10 protein-coding genes are annotated in these 17,040 nt (G+C 63.1%); 3 read left to right on the top strand and 7 right to left on the bottom strand.

Annotated elements, in window-relative coordinates; genetic code table 11:
- Position 1: 1 nt before the first annotated feature.
- From BSU04_RS34700 to BSU04_RS34685, 4 genes are all read right to left on the bottom strand, one after another.
- Positions 2-790, bottom strand: a complete 789-nt coding sequence (locus BSU04_RS34700; protein ID WP_089164768.1) for an ATP-binding cassette domain-containing protein — start codon at positions 788-790, stop codon at positions 2-4.
- Between the two features lie 42 nt (positions 791-832).
- Positions 833-1,777, bottom strand: coding sequence for a substrate-binding domain-containing protein (locus BSU04_RS34695; protein ID WP_089164767.1), 945 nt, complete (start codon positions 1,775-1,777; stop codon positions 833-835).
- A 213-nt stretch (positions 1,778-1,990) separates the two neighbouring features.
- Positions 1,991-3,010, bottom strand: a complete 1,020-nt coding sequence (locus tag BSU04_RS34690) for a LacI family DNA-binding transcriptional regulator (RefSeq protein WP_089164766.1) — start codon at positions 3,008-3,010, stop codon at positions 1,991-1,993.
- Positions 3,011-3,096: 86 nt separating this feature from the next.
- Positions 3,097-3,945: an IclR family transcriptional regulator gene (locus BSU04_RS34685; RefSeq protein ID WP_089164765.1), complete on the bottom strand. Its 849-nt coding sequence runs from the start codon at positions 3,943-3,945 to the stop codon at positions 3,097-3,099.
- Positions 3,946-4,085: 140 nt separating this feature from the next.
- Here BSU04_RS34685 and BSU04_RS34680 point away from each other — a divergent pair, with 140 nt between their 5' ends.
- Genes BSU04_RS34680 through BSU04_RS34670 form a run of 3 tightly spaced genes read left to right on the top strand, consistent with a single transcriptional unit; the run spans position 4,086 to position 9,012 of the window.
- On the top strand, positions 4,086-5,321 hold the full coding sequence (locus BSU04_RS34680) for an acyl-CoA dehydrogenase family protein (protein WP_089164764.1): 1,236 nt from the start codon (positions 4,086-4,088) through the stop codon (positions 5,319-5,321).
- Between the two features lie 8 nt (positions 5,322-5,329).
- On the top strand, positions 5,330-7,531 hold the full coding sequence (locus BSU04_RS34675) for an acetate--CoA ligase family protein (protein WP_256983678.1): 2,202 nt from the start codon (positions 5,330-5,332) through the stop codon (positions 7,529-7,531).
- A 59-nt stretch (positions 7,532-7,590) separates the two neighbouring features.
- Positions 7,591-9,012 (top strand): MFS transporter, encoded by a 1,422-nt coding sequence (locus BSU04_RS34670; protein WP_256983677.1) that lies wholly within the window; start codon positions 7,591-7,593, stop codon positions 9,010-9,012.
- A 41-nt stretch (positions 9,013-9,053) separates the two neighbouring features.
- Here the strand turns inward: BSU04_RS34670 and BSU04_RS34665 are convergent, their stop codons facing one another.
- The 3 genes from BSU04_RS34665 to BSU04_RS34655 are packed head-to-tail and all read right to left on the bottom strand — an operon-like array spanning position 9,054 to position 17,040.
- On the bottom strand, positions 9,054-10,571 hold the full coding sequence (locus BSU04_RS34665) for an efflux transporter outer membrane subunit (protein WP_373452902.1): 1,518 nt from the start codon (positions 10,569-10,571) through the stop codon (positions 9,054-9,056).
- Positions 10,568-13,915, bottom strand: a complete 3,348-nt coding sequence (locus BSU04_RS34660) for an efflux RND transporter permease subunit (RefSeq protein ID WP_089164762.1) — start codon at positions 13,913-13,915, stop codon at positions 10,568-10,570. The genes BSU04_RS34665 and BSU04_RS34660 overlap by 4 nt, the downstream gene beginning before the upstream one ends.
- On the bottom strand, positions 13,912-17,040 hold the full coding sequence (locus tag BSU04_RS34655) for an efflux RND transporter permease subunit (RefSeq protein ID WP_089164761.1): 3,129 nt from the start codon (positions 17,038-17,040) through the stop codon (positions 13,912-13,914). The genes BSU04_RS34660 and BSU04_RS34655 overlap by 4 nt, the downstream gene beginning before the upstream one ends.

Genomic DNA, 17,040 nt, shown 5'->3' with positions numbered 1-17,040 from the left:
GTCAATTCTCCGCAAGCGCACGGGCCGAGCGTGCGCTGAACTTATGGCCCACGATAAGATCGACGATTTCCTCCAGATTTGTCTCGCCGATCTTGCGGTCCGCGACGTTCTGGCCTTCGTACATCACGCTGATACGGTCGCACACCAGGAACAGGTCCTGCAGGCGGTGACTGATCAAGATCACGCTGACACCGCGCTCGCTGATCGTGTGCACGAGTTCCAGCACCGCTTCGACTTCGGCCACGGCAAGCGCAGCCGTGGGTTCATCCATGATCAACACTTTCGGATCGAACGATACTGCCCGCGAAATCGCAATGGCCTGACGCTGACCGCCCGACAGATTTTCCACGTCCAGTTTCGTGCTCGGGATGCGGATGCCGAGGTTGTTCAGCATCTCGCGAGCGTCGTGATGCATCTTTCGATGATCAAGCACCGGCACACCGCAGATGCGGCGCATCGGTTCCCGGCCGAGGAACAGGTTACCGGCTACATCGACGGTATTGCACAGCGACAAATCCTGATAAACCATTTCGATGTGATGCGTGCGAGCATCGCCCGGGTCCGAGAAGCTGACCCGCTTGCCGTCGATTTCGATACTGCCGCTGTCCGGTATCACCGCACCCGAGAGCACCTTCGAGACGGTCGACTTGCCCGCGCCGTTGTCGCCAACGAGCCCGAGCACTTCACCGGGCATCACGTGCAGGTCGACGCCGCGCAGCGACTGCACGGCGCCATAACTCTTGGTGATGTTCTCCATGCGCACGCGCGGCGTTGCAGCATCGGTTTGCATAACGTTCTCCGAGGAAGGCGAAAGCGGGCTCAGTGAAAGGGCTTACTTGAAGATGGCCCGGTATTTACCTACGTTCGCCTTGGTCACGATCGTCACCGGTACCGAGATGTTTTTCTGGACCGGCTGCTTGTTGATGAGCTTCATTGCGGCATTTACTGCGGCGTGGCCTTCGCCTTCCGGGTCCTGCTGAACCACTGCTGTCACGAAGCCCGCATCAATGCCTTTGATAGCCTGCGCGCTCAAGTCCCAACCAACAATCTTCACGCGGCCGGTTGCGTCCTGTGCCGAAGTCGCCGCAACGAGACCGATCAATGCAGGCTCACCGGTTGCATAGACGATCTGCAGATTTGGATTGGCGGAAATGAGGTTTTCAGCGGCAGTTTGCGCTTGATCCTGGACGTTTTGCCCATCGACGGTAGAGACGATCTTCGCCCCCGGCACCGTCGCGATGCCCGCCTTGAAGCCATCGAGGCGCACATTCTGAATGAACGAATTCAGCGCACCCACCACGCCAATGTTCGCGTTGCCGCCAAGATTTGTCTTGATGTAATTCGCCGTGTACTTGCCGATGTCTTCGCCGACTTTCTTGTTGTCCACGCCGACTTGCACCGAGTTGTCACCGTCGACGATAGCGTCGATGGTCACCACCGGAATGCCGGCTTTCTTGGCCTCCGTGATGGCGGGCTTGATGCCGTTCACATCAATGGCGACCACGAGAATGGCATCCACTTTCTGCTGGATATAGGTTTCGATCGCGTTGTTCTGCGCGCTCGGGTCGTTGTTCGAGTTGAAGATCTCCAGTTCGACGCCCGCCGCTTTTGCCGCTGCCTGGGCTCCCTGATCCATCTGGGTGAAGAACAGCGCTTCCTGGTTGATCTGCACCATGGCGATCTTCTTGCCTGCCGCCACTGCACTGCCTGCAATGGTAAGCAAAGCGGCGCTCAACAAGACGGCGGTCATGCGGCGAAATTTAACTTCTGCGCTCATTGGAATCCCTTTCCTGGTTGATCCGGACGCGGCTCGCGCGCTCCATGAGCGCCCCCGCGGCCGATGATTAAAGAAGGACTTCATGGGCGCAACCGACATTGCGCCGCCCGCTTGTAAACCGGTTTATAAAAATTAATCCGCGAGTATTGGGCTGTCAATCGTTTCAAAAAAGATACGGGTAAATACGGAGGGGAAGCCGGACAGAAGCGGCTGCTAAACGGAGCGCGGCGGACCGACTGACGCGCGTTCGATCAACTTGACCGGCAGACGGCGTACGGTGGGCGGGGCCGTGGCTTGCCCGCTCAGCATCGCGACCAGCAAGGCGACGCCGGTCCGGCCAAGCTCGGCGGCCGACTGGCGCACTGTCGTGATCGGAGGCATCAGGAGGCTGGCGAATTCCATGTCGTCGAAGCCGACGATCGACATGTAGCCGGGCACGTCCAGCGCGCGCTCGCGCAAAGCATCGAGCAAGCCGACCGCGATGTAGTCGCTTGTGGCAAACAGGGCGGTGGGCGGTTGCGCGCACGCGATCAGGTCGGCACCCACGGCACGTCCGAAGCGGCGGTCGTAGGAGCCGTAACGGACGAGGTCGGCATCGAAGGGCACTTGTGCTTCGGCCAGCGCGCGGCGGTAACCTTCCAGCCTTTCCTGCACGGTGAACAGCGTTTCGGGACCGGTCACGTGCGCGATCCGCCGATGCCCCGCGTCAAGCAGATGGCGAGTCGCCAGATAGCTTCCTTCCACATTGTCGACGAACACCTTCGGCACGTCGGTACCCGGCACGTCCTCGTCGACCAGCACGATGTTGGCGCGCTCGCCGATCAGGCTGCGCAGCGAGCCGTCGTCCGGGCGATTGGTCGCGAAGATCAGGCCGTCGAGGTGGCGGGTATCGAGCCAGCGCAGATACAACGTCTCACGTTCAAGCTTGTTGCGCGTGATGCAGAGCGCGAGGCCATAGCCGCTTGCGGAGGCGGCTTCCTCCACGGCATCCGCGAGCTCCGCGAAGAACGGATTGGCGACCTCCGGCATGGCGAGGCCAATGGTCTCGCTGCTGCCGAGACTCAGGCGCCTGGCCAGACTGTTCTGGCGGTAGTTGAGTGCGACGACGGCGTCGTCCACGCGCTTGGCCGTGTCGGGCGGCAGCGCGAGGCTACCGTTCAGGTAACGCGAAACGGTTGCCTTCGATACATCCGCCAGTTCGGCGACATCGCGAATCGTGGGTACTTTTGCCACTTGAGGGGTCCCCGCTGGAGTGGAGCGTAGTGTAACGCGGGGGATTTTGTCGCAGGCGGGGGCAGACTTTGTGGAGGGCTTTGGGCCTAAAAAATCCCCATCGCTCCTTCGACACTACGCACCATGGACAACAGGCGCGGCCCGACGTCGCGCTCCAACTGTCCGTCCTTGAGCAGGTAAGAAGGCACGCCGCAGTTGAACACGAGAATCTCGCCGTCGGCCGCTGGCCTCATTGGCACCGCCACGGCGTGCACTTCGCGACGCAGATCGCCGTACGACACGCAAAAGCCGCGCTCGTGAAAATAGTCGATGCTCTGCAGCACGCGTTTCCCGAAGGTGTTCCATTCATCGGGCGTCTTGACCGAGATCTCATTCAATAGCGCCTCGCGCCGTTCGCCCGGCAGCGCCGCGAGAAGGGCACGGCCCATGGCGGTGCGAACAATCGGATAGCTCAAGCCGATGTCCGCGGGCAATCCAAGCGGCGTGCTGCTGCGGCTACTTTCCAGATACACCACATTCAGCCGGTCGCGCATGCCGAGCGACACCGACCCGCGGATATGGTCCGCCAGTTCTTTCATTGAGGGTCGCGCGATCTGCCGCACGGCGAGACTCGCGAGCAGCGGATAGCCAAGCGACAACACGGCCGAGCCGAGCTGGAACTTGTTGTTCATCCGGTTCACGCGCAGGTAGCCGAGCCTCGTCAACGTGTACGTGAACCGCGAAATCGCGGCCTTGGTCATGCCGGTGCGCGCGGCGAGCTCAGCGTTGCCGAGCTGCGAATCGCGCGGCGTGAAGGTATGCAATATGTCGAGGTCGCGCGCCAGCGTAGTGGCGAATTGCCGGTCGCCGTCGAATTCATCGGGAACATAGCGCGCCTTCGAATCCAGATAATCGCTCGCGATCGTTGCCGTTTCCGGCGTGTTCTTGCGTTCCATTGCGCCTCCTCTAATAACCCCATTTTGCTCCCCGTGTTCCGCATATCCAAACTCTGTTCAGCATAGTCGAACACTTAGCGCCTTTTCGTTCGGAAAGTTCGATAGTAAAGCCATAAACCGGACACATGACGGAGACAGCAATGAGCAGACAAATCCTTGAATTCGACGCTGAGTTCGATGCACTACTCGCCGACGTAACGCGTTTCGTACGGGAGGAGGCGATTCCACGCGAGAACGAGATCGAGCAGGCGGACCAGGTCCCCGCAGATCTTGTCGATCGGATGCGCGGACTCGGCTACTTTGGCTGGAGCATTCCGCGCGATTTCGGCGGCGCGGGCCTTTCGACGGAACAACTTGTTCGCGGAGCGTTCGTGCTCTCACAAGCGTCGGTAGCGTTTCGAGCGCGCGTCGGAACGAACACGGGCATCGGTTCCGAAGCGCTTGTCGCGGACGGCACGGACGACCAGAAGCTGCGTTACCTGCCGCTCCTCGCATCGGGCGCGATGACCGGCGCGTTCGCGCTGACCGAGCCGGACGCCGGGTCGGACGCGACCGCGCTACAGACAACCGCTCGGCGCGACGGCGACCACTATGTACTCGACGGCAGCAAGTGCTTCATCACCAACGCGCCCATTGCCGACCTCTTTACGGTCATGGCCCGCACCGATGCGTCGATCCCGGGGGCGGCTGGCATCTCTGCGTTCCTGGTCGAGCGCGGCATGCCCGGCCTCTCGACGGGCGAGCCGTATCAGAAGATGGGGCAGGCCGGCTCTCCCGTCGGCGACGTGCATTTCAACGCGTGCCGGGTGCCGGTGGCGAACCTGATCGGAGCAAAGGAAGGGCAGGGATTTCGCACGACGATGAAGGTGCTGAACAAGCAGCGCATCCACTTGGCCGCCCTGTGCACAGGGCCCGCTATTCGCATGCTCGACGAAGCGGTTGCTTATACGTCCACTCGCGAGCAGTTCGGCAAGCCAGTCTCGGACTTCCAGCTCGTGCAGGCTTTGATCGCCGAATGCCAGACGGAGATCTACGCCGCTCGCTCGATGATTCTCGACACCGCACGCAAACGCGATGCCGGCGAGGACGTCGCGCTGGAGGCGTCGATGTGCAAGATGTTCGCCTCCGAAATGTGCGGGCGGGTCGCGGACCGGGCCGTGCAGATGCTCGGCGGACGAGGCTATCTCGCAGGCAATGCCGTGGAACGGTTCTATCGCGATGTCCGCGCATTTCGCATCTACGAAGGCACCACGCAGATCCATCAGTTGAACATCGCGAAGATTACGTTGCGGCGCGCGGCACAGGCGAAAGAAGCACTGGCTGAAAAAGCGCAGGCGAAGGACAGCGTCGGCACGACCGCTGCGCGTGCCGCATGAGCGCCGCCATGAAGTTACCTCGCGCGCTCGACATCGACCGGCTGGTCAGTCCGCGTTCGATCGCGATCATCGGTGCATCGAACGATTCTAAATCGATCAGCGGCCAACCGATGCGCTTTCTCATGCAACACGGCTATCAAGGCGCGCTGTATCCGGTGAACCCCAAATACGCTGAAATCGCAGGGGTTGCGTGCTACGCAAGCATCGAAAGCCTGCCCACGAAGCCCGATCTCGCGCTGATCCTCGTCGCCGCGCGGCGCGTGCCGGACATGTTGCGCCAGTGCGGCGAGAAGGGTATCCGCTATGCAATCGTCTACAGCTCGGGCTTCGCGGAAGCGGGCGTTGCCGGGGCTGCGCTGCAGCGTGAATGCGCGGCGATTGCGAACGCTTTTGGCCTTCGCATCATCGGACCGAATTGCCAGGGTCTCGTCAGCACGAACACTGGCGTCTATGCAGGCTTCGGCGCGCCGTTCGGCGTCAATTACCGGCCCGGGGGGCTCTCACTGATCTCGCAGAGCGGCGGGTTCGGCTGCGCGCTATTGCTCATGGCCGACGAGCTCGGCATCGGCTTGCGGCATTTCATCACGACCGGCAACGAAGCCGACGTGAGCCTGCTCGACCTCGTCGACGCCTGCATCGACGACGCGCAAACGTCGCTGATCGCTACGTACATCGAAGGGTTGAAGGATGCACGGCGGCTCGTCGATGTCGCGACCCGGGCGCTCGATGCCGGCAAGCCGCTGTTAGCGTGGAAGGTCGGCAATACCACCGATGGCGCCAAGGCGGCCGCGTCGCACACGGCGAATCTCGGCGGCGCTTCGACGCTGTATCGCACGGCATTCCGTCAGACGGGCGTGATCGAAGTAACCGACGTGGCCGATCTCGGCGACTACGCGAAGGCGTTCGAGGCGAAACGCTTGCCCGGCGGCAACCGGATCGCCGTCGTCACGCTCTCGGGCGGCGCCGGCATCCTGATCACCGATACGTGCAGCGAACGGGGCATGACGCTTGCGCCGTTGTCTGCGCAGACGCTCGCCGCGCTCGAGCCGATCGTGCCGTCGTTCGCGTCGCTGAATAATCCCGTTGACCTGACCGCCGGCATCCTCGCCGAGCCAAAGATATTTGCCGATGCCTTGCAGATCATCGCTGACGATCCGGGCATCGACTCGATCGCGATCATGGCGGCGGCTGCGAGCGGCGATGTCGCGCTCGCGATGGCCGAGGCGATCGTGCGTGTCTATCGTTCGACCGACAAACCGATGATGCTCGCCTGGAATGCACGCCGCGACATGGCGAGCAAAGCGTACGACGTGATCGAGCAGAGCGGCGTGCCGCTCTATGCAACGCCCGTGCGCTGTGGGCGCGCTTTCGCTGTGCTGTCGAACTATGCACAGGCACGCCGCGCGCGGGAGATGGCACGACTCGCACCGGCGCCTTTGCGTCGTCATGTCAGGCAAGCGCATGCGTTGCTCGCCGAGAATCCGGGCGATCTCACTGAGCACGCGGCGCAGGCGCTCCTCGCGCACTATGGCATCGATACTCCGAAGGGCGCGCTCGCGCAGAACCGCGATGAAGCGCGATCGATCGCGCGGTCGATCGGCTTTCCGCTTGTCATCAAGGTCCAGTCGCCCGATATCCCGCACAAGACCGAAGCGGGCGCGGTGCGCGTCGGCATTCGCGATGAGGCGATGCTGGCGGACGCGTTCGATGAAGTCGTCGCGAACGCGCGGAGCCATGTTCCCGGCGCGAGGATCGACGGCGTGCTCGTGCAGGAAGAGATTCGCCACGCGGTGGAGATGATCGTCGGCGTCGAGAACGATCCGTCGTTCGGACCCGCCGTGATGTGCGGACTCGGCGGGATCTACGCCGAGGCGCTGAAGGACGTGGCGTGGCGCCTCGCGCCGGTCTCGCACGCCGACGCGCATGCGATGATCCGCGAACTGCGTGCGTACGCAATACTCAACGGCGCGCGCGGCAAGCCACCGGGCGATATCGACGCGCTTGCGGACGCAATTGTTGCCATGTCCGCGATGGCACTCGACCTTGCGCCGGGTCTGAAGGAGTTCGACATCAATCCACTGTTCGTTCTGCCTGCAGGCAAGGGCGTGCGCGCGGGCGATGCGCTTGCGCGCCGCCTGCCGCAACTCGCGGCGGCAAGCAGCGAGGCACATGAAAGCGAGCATTGCGCTCAGGCTGTCGTCGACGGATAGTGTCGCTGAGCTTGCACGGCCGCTTTGAAACCGGGCGTCGAAGGCACACCGCGACGCCCATGTCAGTTCGCATTCTTCGCGAGACCCTCATGCACAGCCATCCGCAAACCGGCGCAGCGACCTCGGGCGACACTACGCCTGACGAAGTCGATCGCACTTATCGCAAGGTGTTTTTCCGGCTGATTCCGCTGCTGTTTCTCTGCTACGTGATCAGCTATATCGACCGTGTGAACATCAGCTTCGCCAAGCTGCAGTTCATGCACGACCTCGGTTTTTCCGAGTCGACGTACGGCCTGGGCGCCGGCCTCTTCTTTATCGGCTACGTGCTTTTCGAGGTGCCGAGCAATCTCTGGATGCAACGCGTCGGCGCGCGCCGCACGCTTGTGCGCATCATGTTTGCGTGGGGACTCGCGTCAAGCCTGATGATGTTCGTTCGCACACCGACGCAGTTCTACGCCATGCGGTTTCTGCTGGGCGTCACCGAAGCGGGCTTTTTCCCGGGGATCATCTTCTACCTGAGCTGCTGGTTTCCCGGCGCCCGGCGCGCACGCGTAACCGCGTTCCTGATGATGGCCACCGCCGTGGCGGGAATTATCGGGGGCCCGATGTCGGGTTTCATCATGACGCGGCTAGCCGGCGTCGGTGGTTTGCCCGGCTGGCAGTGGCTCTTCCTGCTGGAAGGCGTGCCCGCTGTCACGCTAGGCATCTTCGCTTTCTTCTATCTCGGCGATTCGCCCGCGGAGGTTCGCTGGCTCAGCGACCGCGAGAAAGCGTTGATATCGCGTGAACTCCTTGCCGACGAACAGTCGAAGCACTCCGGCCACCTCGACGGACTGCGTGGCGCGCTCGCCAATCCGCGCGTCTATCTCGCTGCTATCGTCTACTTCGCCGTGATGATGCCGTTCAATGCGATCGGCTTCTGGGCACCGACGATTATTCGTGATCTGGGCGTTGCCAACGTGCTGGATGTCGGGTTGCTGTCGGCGCTCGTGTTCATCGCGGCGGCGATCGGGACATACGTTGTTGGAGCGAGTTCCGACCGGATGATGGAGCGCCGCTGGCATGTGGCGGGCAGCGCTGCAGCGACAGCAGCTGCCTTTGCGCTGTTGCCTGCAGCCGGCCACAACGTCACGATCGGCGTGTGTCTGCTTGCACTGGCGGCAGCGGCGTCGTACGGTTGTTTCGTCGTGTTCTGGACGATACCCCAGACGTTCCTGCCACGCTCGTCGGCGGCGGGCGGCATTGCGATGATCACGAGTCTCGGTGGAACGGGCGGGTTCGTGAGTCCGGCATTCGTGGGCTGGACCAAGATGCAGACGGGAAGCGCGGAGTTCGGGCTGATCGGGCTCGCAGTCGTATTGATGGCGGGCGTCGTGTTGATGCTGATAGTCTTTCCCGCCACGGGAGCCAAGCCCGCGACGGGACAAGCCCCCAGCGGCAATGCGCCGTCGCAGCCGGAGTTTGGACATACGCATCGGTAGGAATTGTCGCCAATGGACCCCGCGGGGCCCATCTTTTCGCGCTACTGACCCGCCTGGGTTGCCTGGGTTGCCGGGCTTGCAGCACTCGCAGCGCTTGCTGCTTCCACCGGATGCCGCGGATCGTGCAGCGCGCTGTCCGACCAGCCGCCGCCCAGGTCGCCGATCAGCGAGGCGGCATCAAGCAGCCGCGACTCCTGCACGTTCAACGCGGTTTGCTGATTGTTCAACTGGGTCGCCTGGGCGGTCGCCACGGTGGTGTAGTCGACTGTGCCGGCCTGATACTCGTTGAAGGCAATCTCGGCACCGTGCGTTGCATCGCGCACGGCGGCATCCAGGGTGTCGGACTGCTCCGACAGGATGCGTAAGCCGGACAGGTCGTTCTCAACATCTTCGAACGCGGTCAGCACGGTGCCGCGATAATTGGCGACGGCTGCCTGGTAGGCCGCCTTGGCTGCCGCGACTTCGCCGCTGCGCTCGCCGCCGTCGAATAGCGTTTCGGTGGCGCTGCCACCCAGTGACCAGACGTAATTGGCCACGTGCAGCAAGCCGCCCAACGGCGACTGCGTGAAGCCGTCCAGCGCGGACAGCGACACCGTCGGGTAGTACGCCGCAACCGCGACCCCGATCGCGGCATTCTCGGACGCCATCTGGCGCTCGGCCGTTGCTATATCGGGCCGGCGCTGCAACAGGGTCGAAGGAACGCCAACGGGAATCGCCGGCAACGTGGGCATCGCGGTGCTGTGCGGGATGACCAGGTCCTCGGGGTTCTTGCCGACCAGCACCGCGATCGCATGTTCGTTTTGGGCGCGTGCGACGCCGAGCGCAATCAGGCTCGACTGCGCGCTTTCGAGCTGGGTGCGCGCGGTGATCACGTCGGAAGGCGCGATGGTGCCGAACTTGTCCTGATCAGCCACCACGTCGAGGTAGTGCTGGAAGGCTTTGACCGTTTGCGTGAGCAGGTCGATATTGGCGTCGCTGGTGCGCAATTGGATCACGGCGGTCGCGAGCGCAATCTGTTCGGAGAGCGTTGCATTCGCGAGCGTTGCTTCGCTGGCCTGGGCGGTCGCGGCATTCTGTTCAATCGTGCGGCGCACCGAGCCCCACAGGTCCGGCGCCCAACTGACATTGCCCTCGAGCGAGCCCGAGTTGTTCACCGTCTGCAGGTTGCCGAAACTGCGGCTCGCGCTGGTGCTCGTCGTGCCGGTTGCGCTGCGTTGCCGGGTGCCCGACCCTGTCACGCCAATCGTCGGGAACAGGCCGGAGCGTGCAACCTTCACCTCGGCGAGGGCCTCCTGGTAATTGGCATAGTCCTGGGCCACGGTCTGGTTGGAGACCACCACCAGCGGTTCGAGTTCGTCGAGCAGCGGATCATTGAAGCCGGTCCACCACGCGCCCTTGGGCCCGCTCGCATTGGGCTCGGCCTGGGCCCAGCCGGGCAATTCGCGGAAGGTCGCGGGCACGCTGACCTGCGGCCGGTGATAGTCGGGACCGACCATGCAGCCGCCGAGCAGGAGGGCCGCCGCGGCGGCCAGGGGTTTGGAGGAAATCTTCATCTTCATGCCTTCGTATCCGTTTGCCCCGATCGATCCGGCGGCCCCATTTGTTCCGCTCGCTGGTTCAGCGGCAGTCCGGAAGACCACTTGACGAGCTTGAAGCGCAACCGGTCCAGGTACAGGTAGATCACCGGTGTCGTGTACAGCGTAAAGACCTGGCTCAGTATCAGGCCGCCCATCACGGTAATACCGAGCGGCTGGCGCAGCGACGCGCCCTGGCCGATACCGATTGCCAGCGGCACCGCGCCGAGCACGGCGGCGAACGTGGTCATCATGATCGGCCGCAGACGCACGACGGCGGCGGCATGAATCGCCTCCTTGGCCGGCATGCCTTCGTTGCGTTGCAACTGGATCGCCACGTCCACCATCATGATGCCGTTCTTCTTGACAATACCGATCAGCAAGATGATGCCGATCAGCGCGATCACGGAGAACGGCGTGCCGAAAATCAGCAGCGCGAGGGTGGCGCCGATACCGGCCGAGGGCAGCGTCGAGAGGATCGTGAGCGGGTGAATCGAGCTCTCATAGAGTACGCCCAGGACGATGTAGACCACGCCCAGAGCCGCGAGGATCAGCAGGGGGATGGTGCCCATCGACTGCGCGTACGCTTGCGCCGCGCCCGCGAACGCACCGTGGACGCTGGCCGGCATGCCGATTTCGCGTTCCGCGTTCTCGAGCGCCACCTGGGCCTTGCTGAGCGACCCGCCGGCGGGGAGGTTGAAGGAGATCGTCGCGGCCACCAGCCCACTCTGATGGTTCACCTGGGTCGACGTATGGTTGTTGACGTAGCTGGCGAGCACCGGCAACGGCACCATCGTCTCGGCCGAGGTGCTGTCCGCGCTGCCGCTCGAACTGCCGCCCTTGCTGTTGGAGATGCTGTTATTGGTCGCGTTGGCTTGCGCATTCGAATTCAGCGAATTGGTGCTCGACGATGCGCTCGATCCGGTGCTGACTGCGCTCGCACCGGTCACGCCGGTGACGGTTGCGCCCGGCATTTGCGTCTGCTGCGAGCCGGTCGGATTGCCCGCCGCCGTGCTCATGAAAATCTGGTTGAGCGTCTGCGGATATTGCCAGTACTCCGGCGCCACCTCCATTACGACGAAGTACTGGTTAAGCGGGTTGTAGATGGTCGATACGGTCCGCTGGCCGAACGCGTCATACAGCACGTTGTCGATCTGGTTCGGCGCAAAGCCGTAGCGAGCCGCCGTGGCGCGGTTGAAATTGACGTAGGTTTGCAGACCGTTTTGCTGCAGGTCCGAGTTGACGTCGATCAGCTGGCTGCGATCCTTGTTGAGCGCAGTCACGAGCTTGGGCGTCCACTCGAACAGCGCCGCGGAGTCATCGCTCGTCAATGTGTACTGGTACTCCGCCGCCGACTGCCGTCCACCAATTCGCAGATCCTGCTGCGCCTGCAGGAAAAGCCGCGCGCCGGAGACCCCGTTCAGCTTGGGCCGCAGGCGGTTGACCACTTCGGTCGCGGTCGCGTGGCGCTGGGCCAGCGGCTTGAGTTCAATAAACACGTTCGCGGTGTTCAGCGCGCGGCCGCCGGTAAAACCCGCCACTGATTGGACCGCCGGATCCTTCTGCACGATCGCCTGCAACTGGGCGAGTTTCTTTTCCATCGCCGGGAAGGAAATGCTCTGGTCGGCAATGATCTGCCCGATCAGGATGCCCGTGTCCTGCTCCGGAAAGAAGGTTGCGGGCAGCAGCTTGAACAGGAAGACGTTCGCGACCAGCAGGCCGATCAGCAACAGGATCACCAGCAGCGAATGGTCCAGCACGGTGGTGAGCGAGCGCGAGTAGGCGTTTTTGAAACGCTCGAACTGCGCCTCGACCCAGGTCGCCCAACGGGCTTTGGAATGGCCGGCGTGATCGCGGCTCAGCACGTAGGCGCACATGGCCGGCGTGACCGTGAGCGAGATCACGAGCGAGATCAGGATCGCAATGGACAACGTCACCGCGAACTCGTGGAACAGCAGGCCGACGATGCCCGGCATCAGCAAGATGGGCAGGAACACCGCGATCAGCGAGAGGCTCATCGAGATCACCGTGAAGCCCACTTCGCCGCTGCCTTTGAGCGCAGCTTCTTTCGGACTCAGGCCCATTTCCAGGTGGCGCGTGATGTTTTCTAGCACCACCACCGCATCGTCGACCACGAAGCCGGTGCCGATAGTAAGCGCCATCAGCGAGAGGTTGTCGATGCTGTAGCCGAGCAGGTACATCGGCCCGAAGGTGCCCACGATCGACAGCGGCAACGCCACGGCCGGCACGAGCGTGGCGCGCGGCGACTGGAGAAAGATAAACACGACGCCGACCACCAGCAGCACGGCAATGAATAACGTCCGCTCGGTATCTCCCACCGAGGCCCGGACCGATTCCGAGCGATCGATCGCGACGTTGACATGGACGCTGTGCGGCAGGGTTGCCTCGATCGCGGGGAGGACGTTCCTGATCTGTTTGACCGTACTGACAACATTGCTGCCGGGCATCGGATAGACGATCACCAGCACGGCCGACTTGCCGTTATAGAGCCCGGCGTTGCGGATATTTTCGTTGGAGTCCCGGACCTGCGCGACATCGCGCAGCAGCACGGGCGCTCCATTGCGGTAGGCGACGACCAGGTCGCGGTAAGGCGCCGCCTTGTTGATCTGGTCGTTCGACAAGACTACATAGCGCTGGTCGCCCTGGTCGAGGTGGCCCTTCGCGCTGTTCGCATTGGCCGCGCTGATCGCTGCGCGGACGTCCTCGAGGCCGAGGCCGTAGCTGTTCAGTTTGCCCGGCTGCAACTCGACACGCACCGAGGGCAACGCACCGCCGCCCAGCGTGATCTGGCCCACGCCGTTGACTTGCGAGAGTTGCTGCTGGATCACCGAATCCGCGGAGTCGTAGAGTTGCGCCTTGGTGAGCGTGTCCGAGGTCAGCGCGAGCACCATGATTGGCGAATCCGCCGGGTTGTACTGCCGATAGGTCGGATTGCTGCGCAGGGTGGTCGGTAAGTCGGCGCGTGCCGCCTGGATGGCCGCCTCGACGTCGCGGGCGGCGCCGTTGATATCGCGGCTCAGCCCGAACTCGACCACGATCATCGACGAGCCGACATAGCTGATCGAAGTCAGCTCTTCCACGTCGGCAATCGTGCCCAGCCGCCGCTCGAGCGGTTCGGCCACGGTGGACGCCATGATGTTCGGGCTCGCGCCCGCCATTTGGGCCTGCACCACGATCACCGGGAAGGCGATATTCGGCAGCGGCGCGACAGGCAACTGGAAATAGGACAGGGCGCCCGAGATCAGGATCGCGATCGCCAGAAGGGTAGTCGCAACCGGGCGCCGGATGAATAACGCCGATATGTTCACGGCGCACCCTCCTCCGGAACGGCCGGCGCTTCAGGTTTGTTGCGATTGCGCCAGCGCCTCGTGCGCTCCGCCATCCGGTCGAAGAACAGGTAGATGACCGGCGTGGTGAAGAGCGTGAGTATCTGGCTCAAGGTCAGGCCGCCGATAATCGCCAGACCGAGCGGGCGGCGCAACTCCGAGCCCGTGCCGCTGCCGAGCAACATGGGCAGGGCGCCGAGCATGGCTGCGAGCGTCGTCATCAGGATCGGCCTGAAGCGCAGCAGCGACGCCTCGAAGATCGCCTCGCGCGCGGGCTTGCCGTGGTTGCGCTCGGCATCGAGCGCGAAGTCCACCATCATGATGGCGTTCTTCTTGACGATGCCGATCAGCAGCACGATGCCGATGATCCCGATCACGTCGAGGTCGCTGCCGGCGATCATCAGCGCGAGCAGGGCGCCGATCCCCGCCGAGGGCAGCGTGGAGAGAATCGTTACCGGATGGATGAAGCTCTCATACAGCACGCCCAGCACGATATACACCGCCACCAGCGCGGCGATCAGCAGGTACACCTCGCTCGAGAGCGAGTCCTGGAACGCTTGTGCCGCGCCCTGCAGCGAGGAGGTGATCGACGGCGGCAGGTTGACCGCCTGTTCGGCCTCGTGAATACGCGCCACCGCGGTGCTCAACGACGCATCTTTCGCGAGGTTGAACGAGATGGTGACGGCCGGGAACTGCGCCAGATGGCTGATCACGAGCGGCGATTTGACGATCTGAATCTTCGCGATGCCCGACAGCGGTACCTGACCCGTGCTGCTCGTCTGGCTCGGCAGATAGATATTGCCGATCGACTCCACGTTGGGCAGCGACTCGGGCTTGGCCACGAGGATCACCCGGTACTGGTCGGACTGCTGGAAGATGGTCGAGACAATACGCTGGCCCAAAGCGTCGTAGAGCGCGTTGTCGACCGTGGCCGGGGTGATGCCGAAACGCGCGGCGAGCTGCCGGTTTACCTCAACGTTCACGCTCAAGCCGTCGGTGTTCATATCGCTTTGCACATCGGCGAGCGATGGAATCGCCTTCAGGCGCGTGATCAGTTCCGGCACGTACTTCTGGAACGCCTGCTGGTTCGGTCCACGCAGCACGAAGCTGTACTGGTTCGGCGAGACCGTGGTGTCGAGCGTCAGGTCCTGCTCCGGCTGCATATAGAGCTTGATTCCAGACACATTCGCGACCTCGTCCTGCAAGCGTCGTGCGATCTCCTGCGCGGTGTCCGAGCGCTTGTCGTGCTCGCGCAGGTTGATCAGGAAGCGGCCGTTGTTCAGCGTGGGGTTGGTGCCGTCGATCCCCACGTAGGAGGTGAGCGAGACGACATCGGGATCTTTCAGGATCGCGTCGGCGAGCGCACGCTGGCGCGTCACCATCGCCTTGTAGGAAACCGAGTTGTCGGCCACGCTGATCCCTTCGATCACGCCCACGTCCTGCACCGGGAACAGCCCCTTCGGGATCACGATGTACAGGACGGCGGTCAGCACGACGGTGCCGATTGCCACCATCAGGGTCAGGATCTGGTGATCCAGCACCCAGCGCAAGCCCCGCTCGTAGCCGGCGAGCGTCTTGTCGAAGATGCCTTCGCTGATGCGCTCGAAGCGGCTCGGATGGCGGTCGACCTGAGCCTTCAAGAGGCGCGCGCAGAGCATGGGCACGACGGTCAGCGAGACCACGGCGGACAGCACGATGGTGACCGCGAGCGTCACTGCGAATTCGCTGAAGAGGCGCCCGATCACGCCGCCCATGAAGAGCAGCGGGATCAAAACCGCAATCAGCGAGATGGTCAGCGACAGAATGGTGAAGCCGATCTGCCCGGCGCCTTCGAGTGCGGCCTCGAGCGGCGTCTTGCCCTCCTCCAGATAACGCACGATGTTCTCGATCATCACGATCGAGTCGTCGACCACGAAGCCGGTGGCAATGATCAGCGCCATCAGCGAGAGGTTGTCGATTGAATAGTTCAACTGGTACATCACGGCCAGCGTGCCGATCAGCGACACCGGCACCGAGATGCTCGGGATGATCGTGGCCGGCACGTTGCGCAGGAACACGAAGATCACCGCGACCACCAACACGATCGCCAGGCCGAGTTCGAGCGCGGCGTCGGAGACCGACGAGCGGATCACGCCCGTGCTGTCCGAGACGACCGTGACCTTCATGCCGGCCGGCAGCGTTGATTCGAGCTGCGGCAGCTGCTTCATGATCTGGTTCACGGTGGCGATCACGTTCGCGCCCGGCTGGCGCTGGACGTTCAGTACGATCGCGGGCGTGCCGTTGTACCAGGCGCCTCGTTCGATGTCCTGGGGCGCCGAGGTCACATTGGCGACGTCGCGCATGAACACCGGCGCGCCATTCTGATAAGCGACCACGGTGTTCAGGTAATCCTTCGGATCGCTGATCTGGTCGTTGCCGTTGATCGTGTAATCAAGGTCGGGACCGTCGAAGTTGCCCTTAGGCTGGCTGACGTTGACGTAGCTCAGCAACGTTCGCAGATCGTCGATATTCAGGCCATAGGCCGCCAGCTTGTGCGGGTCCGCTTCAACGCGGATAGCGGGTACATTGCCGCCGCTGGTGGTGACCACACCCACACCCGACACTTCCGAAATCTTCGTTCCGAGGCGGTTATTGGCGGCGTCTTCCAGCTGCGTGAGCGACATCGATGTCGAGGTAACCGCCAGCGTCAGGATCGGCTGGTCCGCCGGATTCACCTTCGCATAGGTCGGCGGTCCGGGCAGGCCGGTCGGCAGGAAGCTGTTGGCCGCGTTGATGGCCTGCTGGACGTTCTGCTGGGCGATGTCGAGGTTCAGCGACAGGTCGAACTGCAACGTGATGACCGAGGCGCCATCCGAACTGTACGAGGTCATCTGCTGCAAGCCGGGGATCTCGCCCAGTTGCACTTCCAGCGGCGCGGTCACCGTGGTGGCCATCACGTCCGGGCTCGCGCCCGGATAGAAGGTTTGCACCTGGATGGTCGGATAGTCGACGTTAGGCAGCGAGGAGACGGGCAGCACGCGCACCGCGACGAGGCCCACTAATACAAGGGCGATCATCAGCAGCAGCGTGGCTACCGGTCTAAGAATAAACAGGCGGGAGATATTCAT

The sequence above is a fragment of the Caballeronia sordidicola genome, from assembly GCF_002220365.1.
GTDB classification, from domain to species: Bacteria; Pseudomonadota; Gammaproteobacteria; order Burkholderiales; family Burkholderiaceae; genus Caballeronia; species Caballeronia sordidicola_C.
Note: the sequence above shows the minus strand (reverse complement) of the source record. Positions and strands in the feature narration are given on the sequence as shown.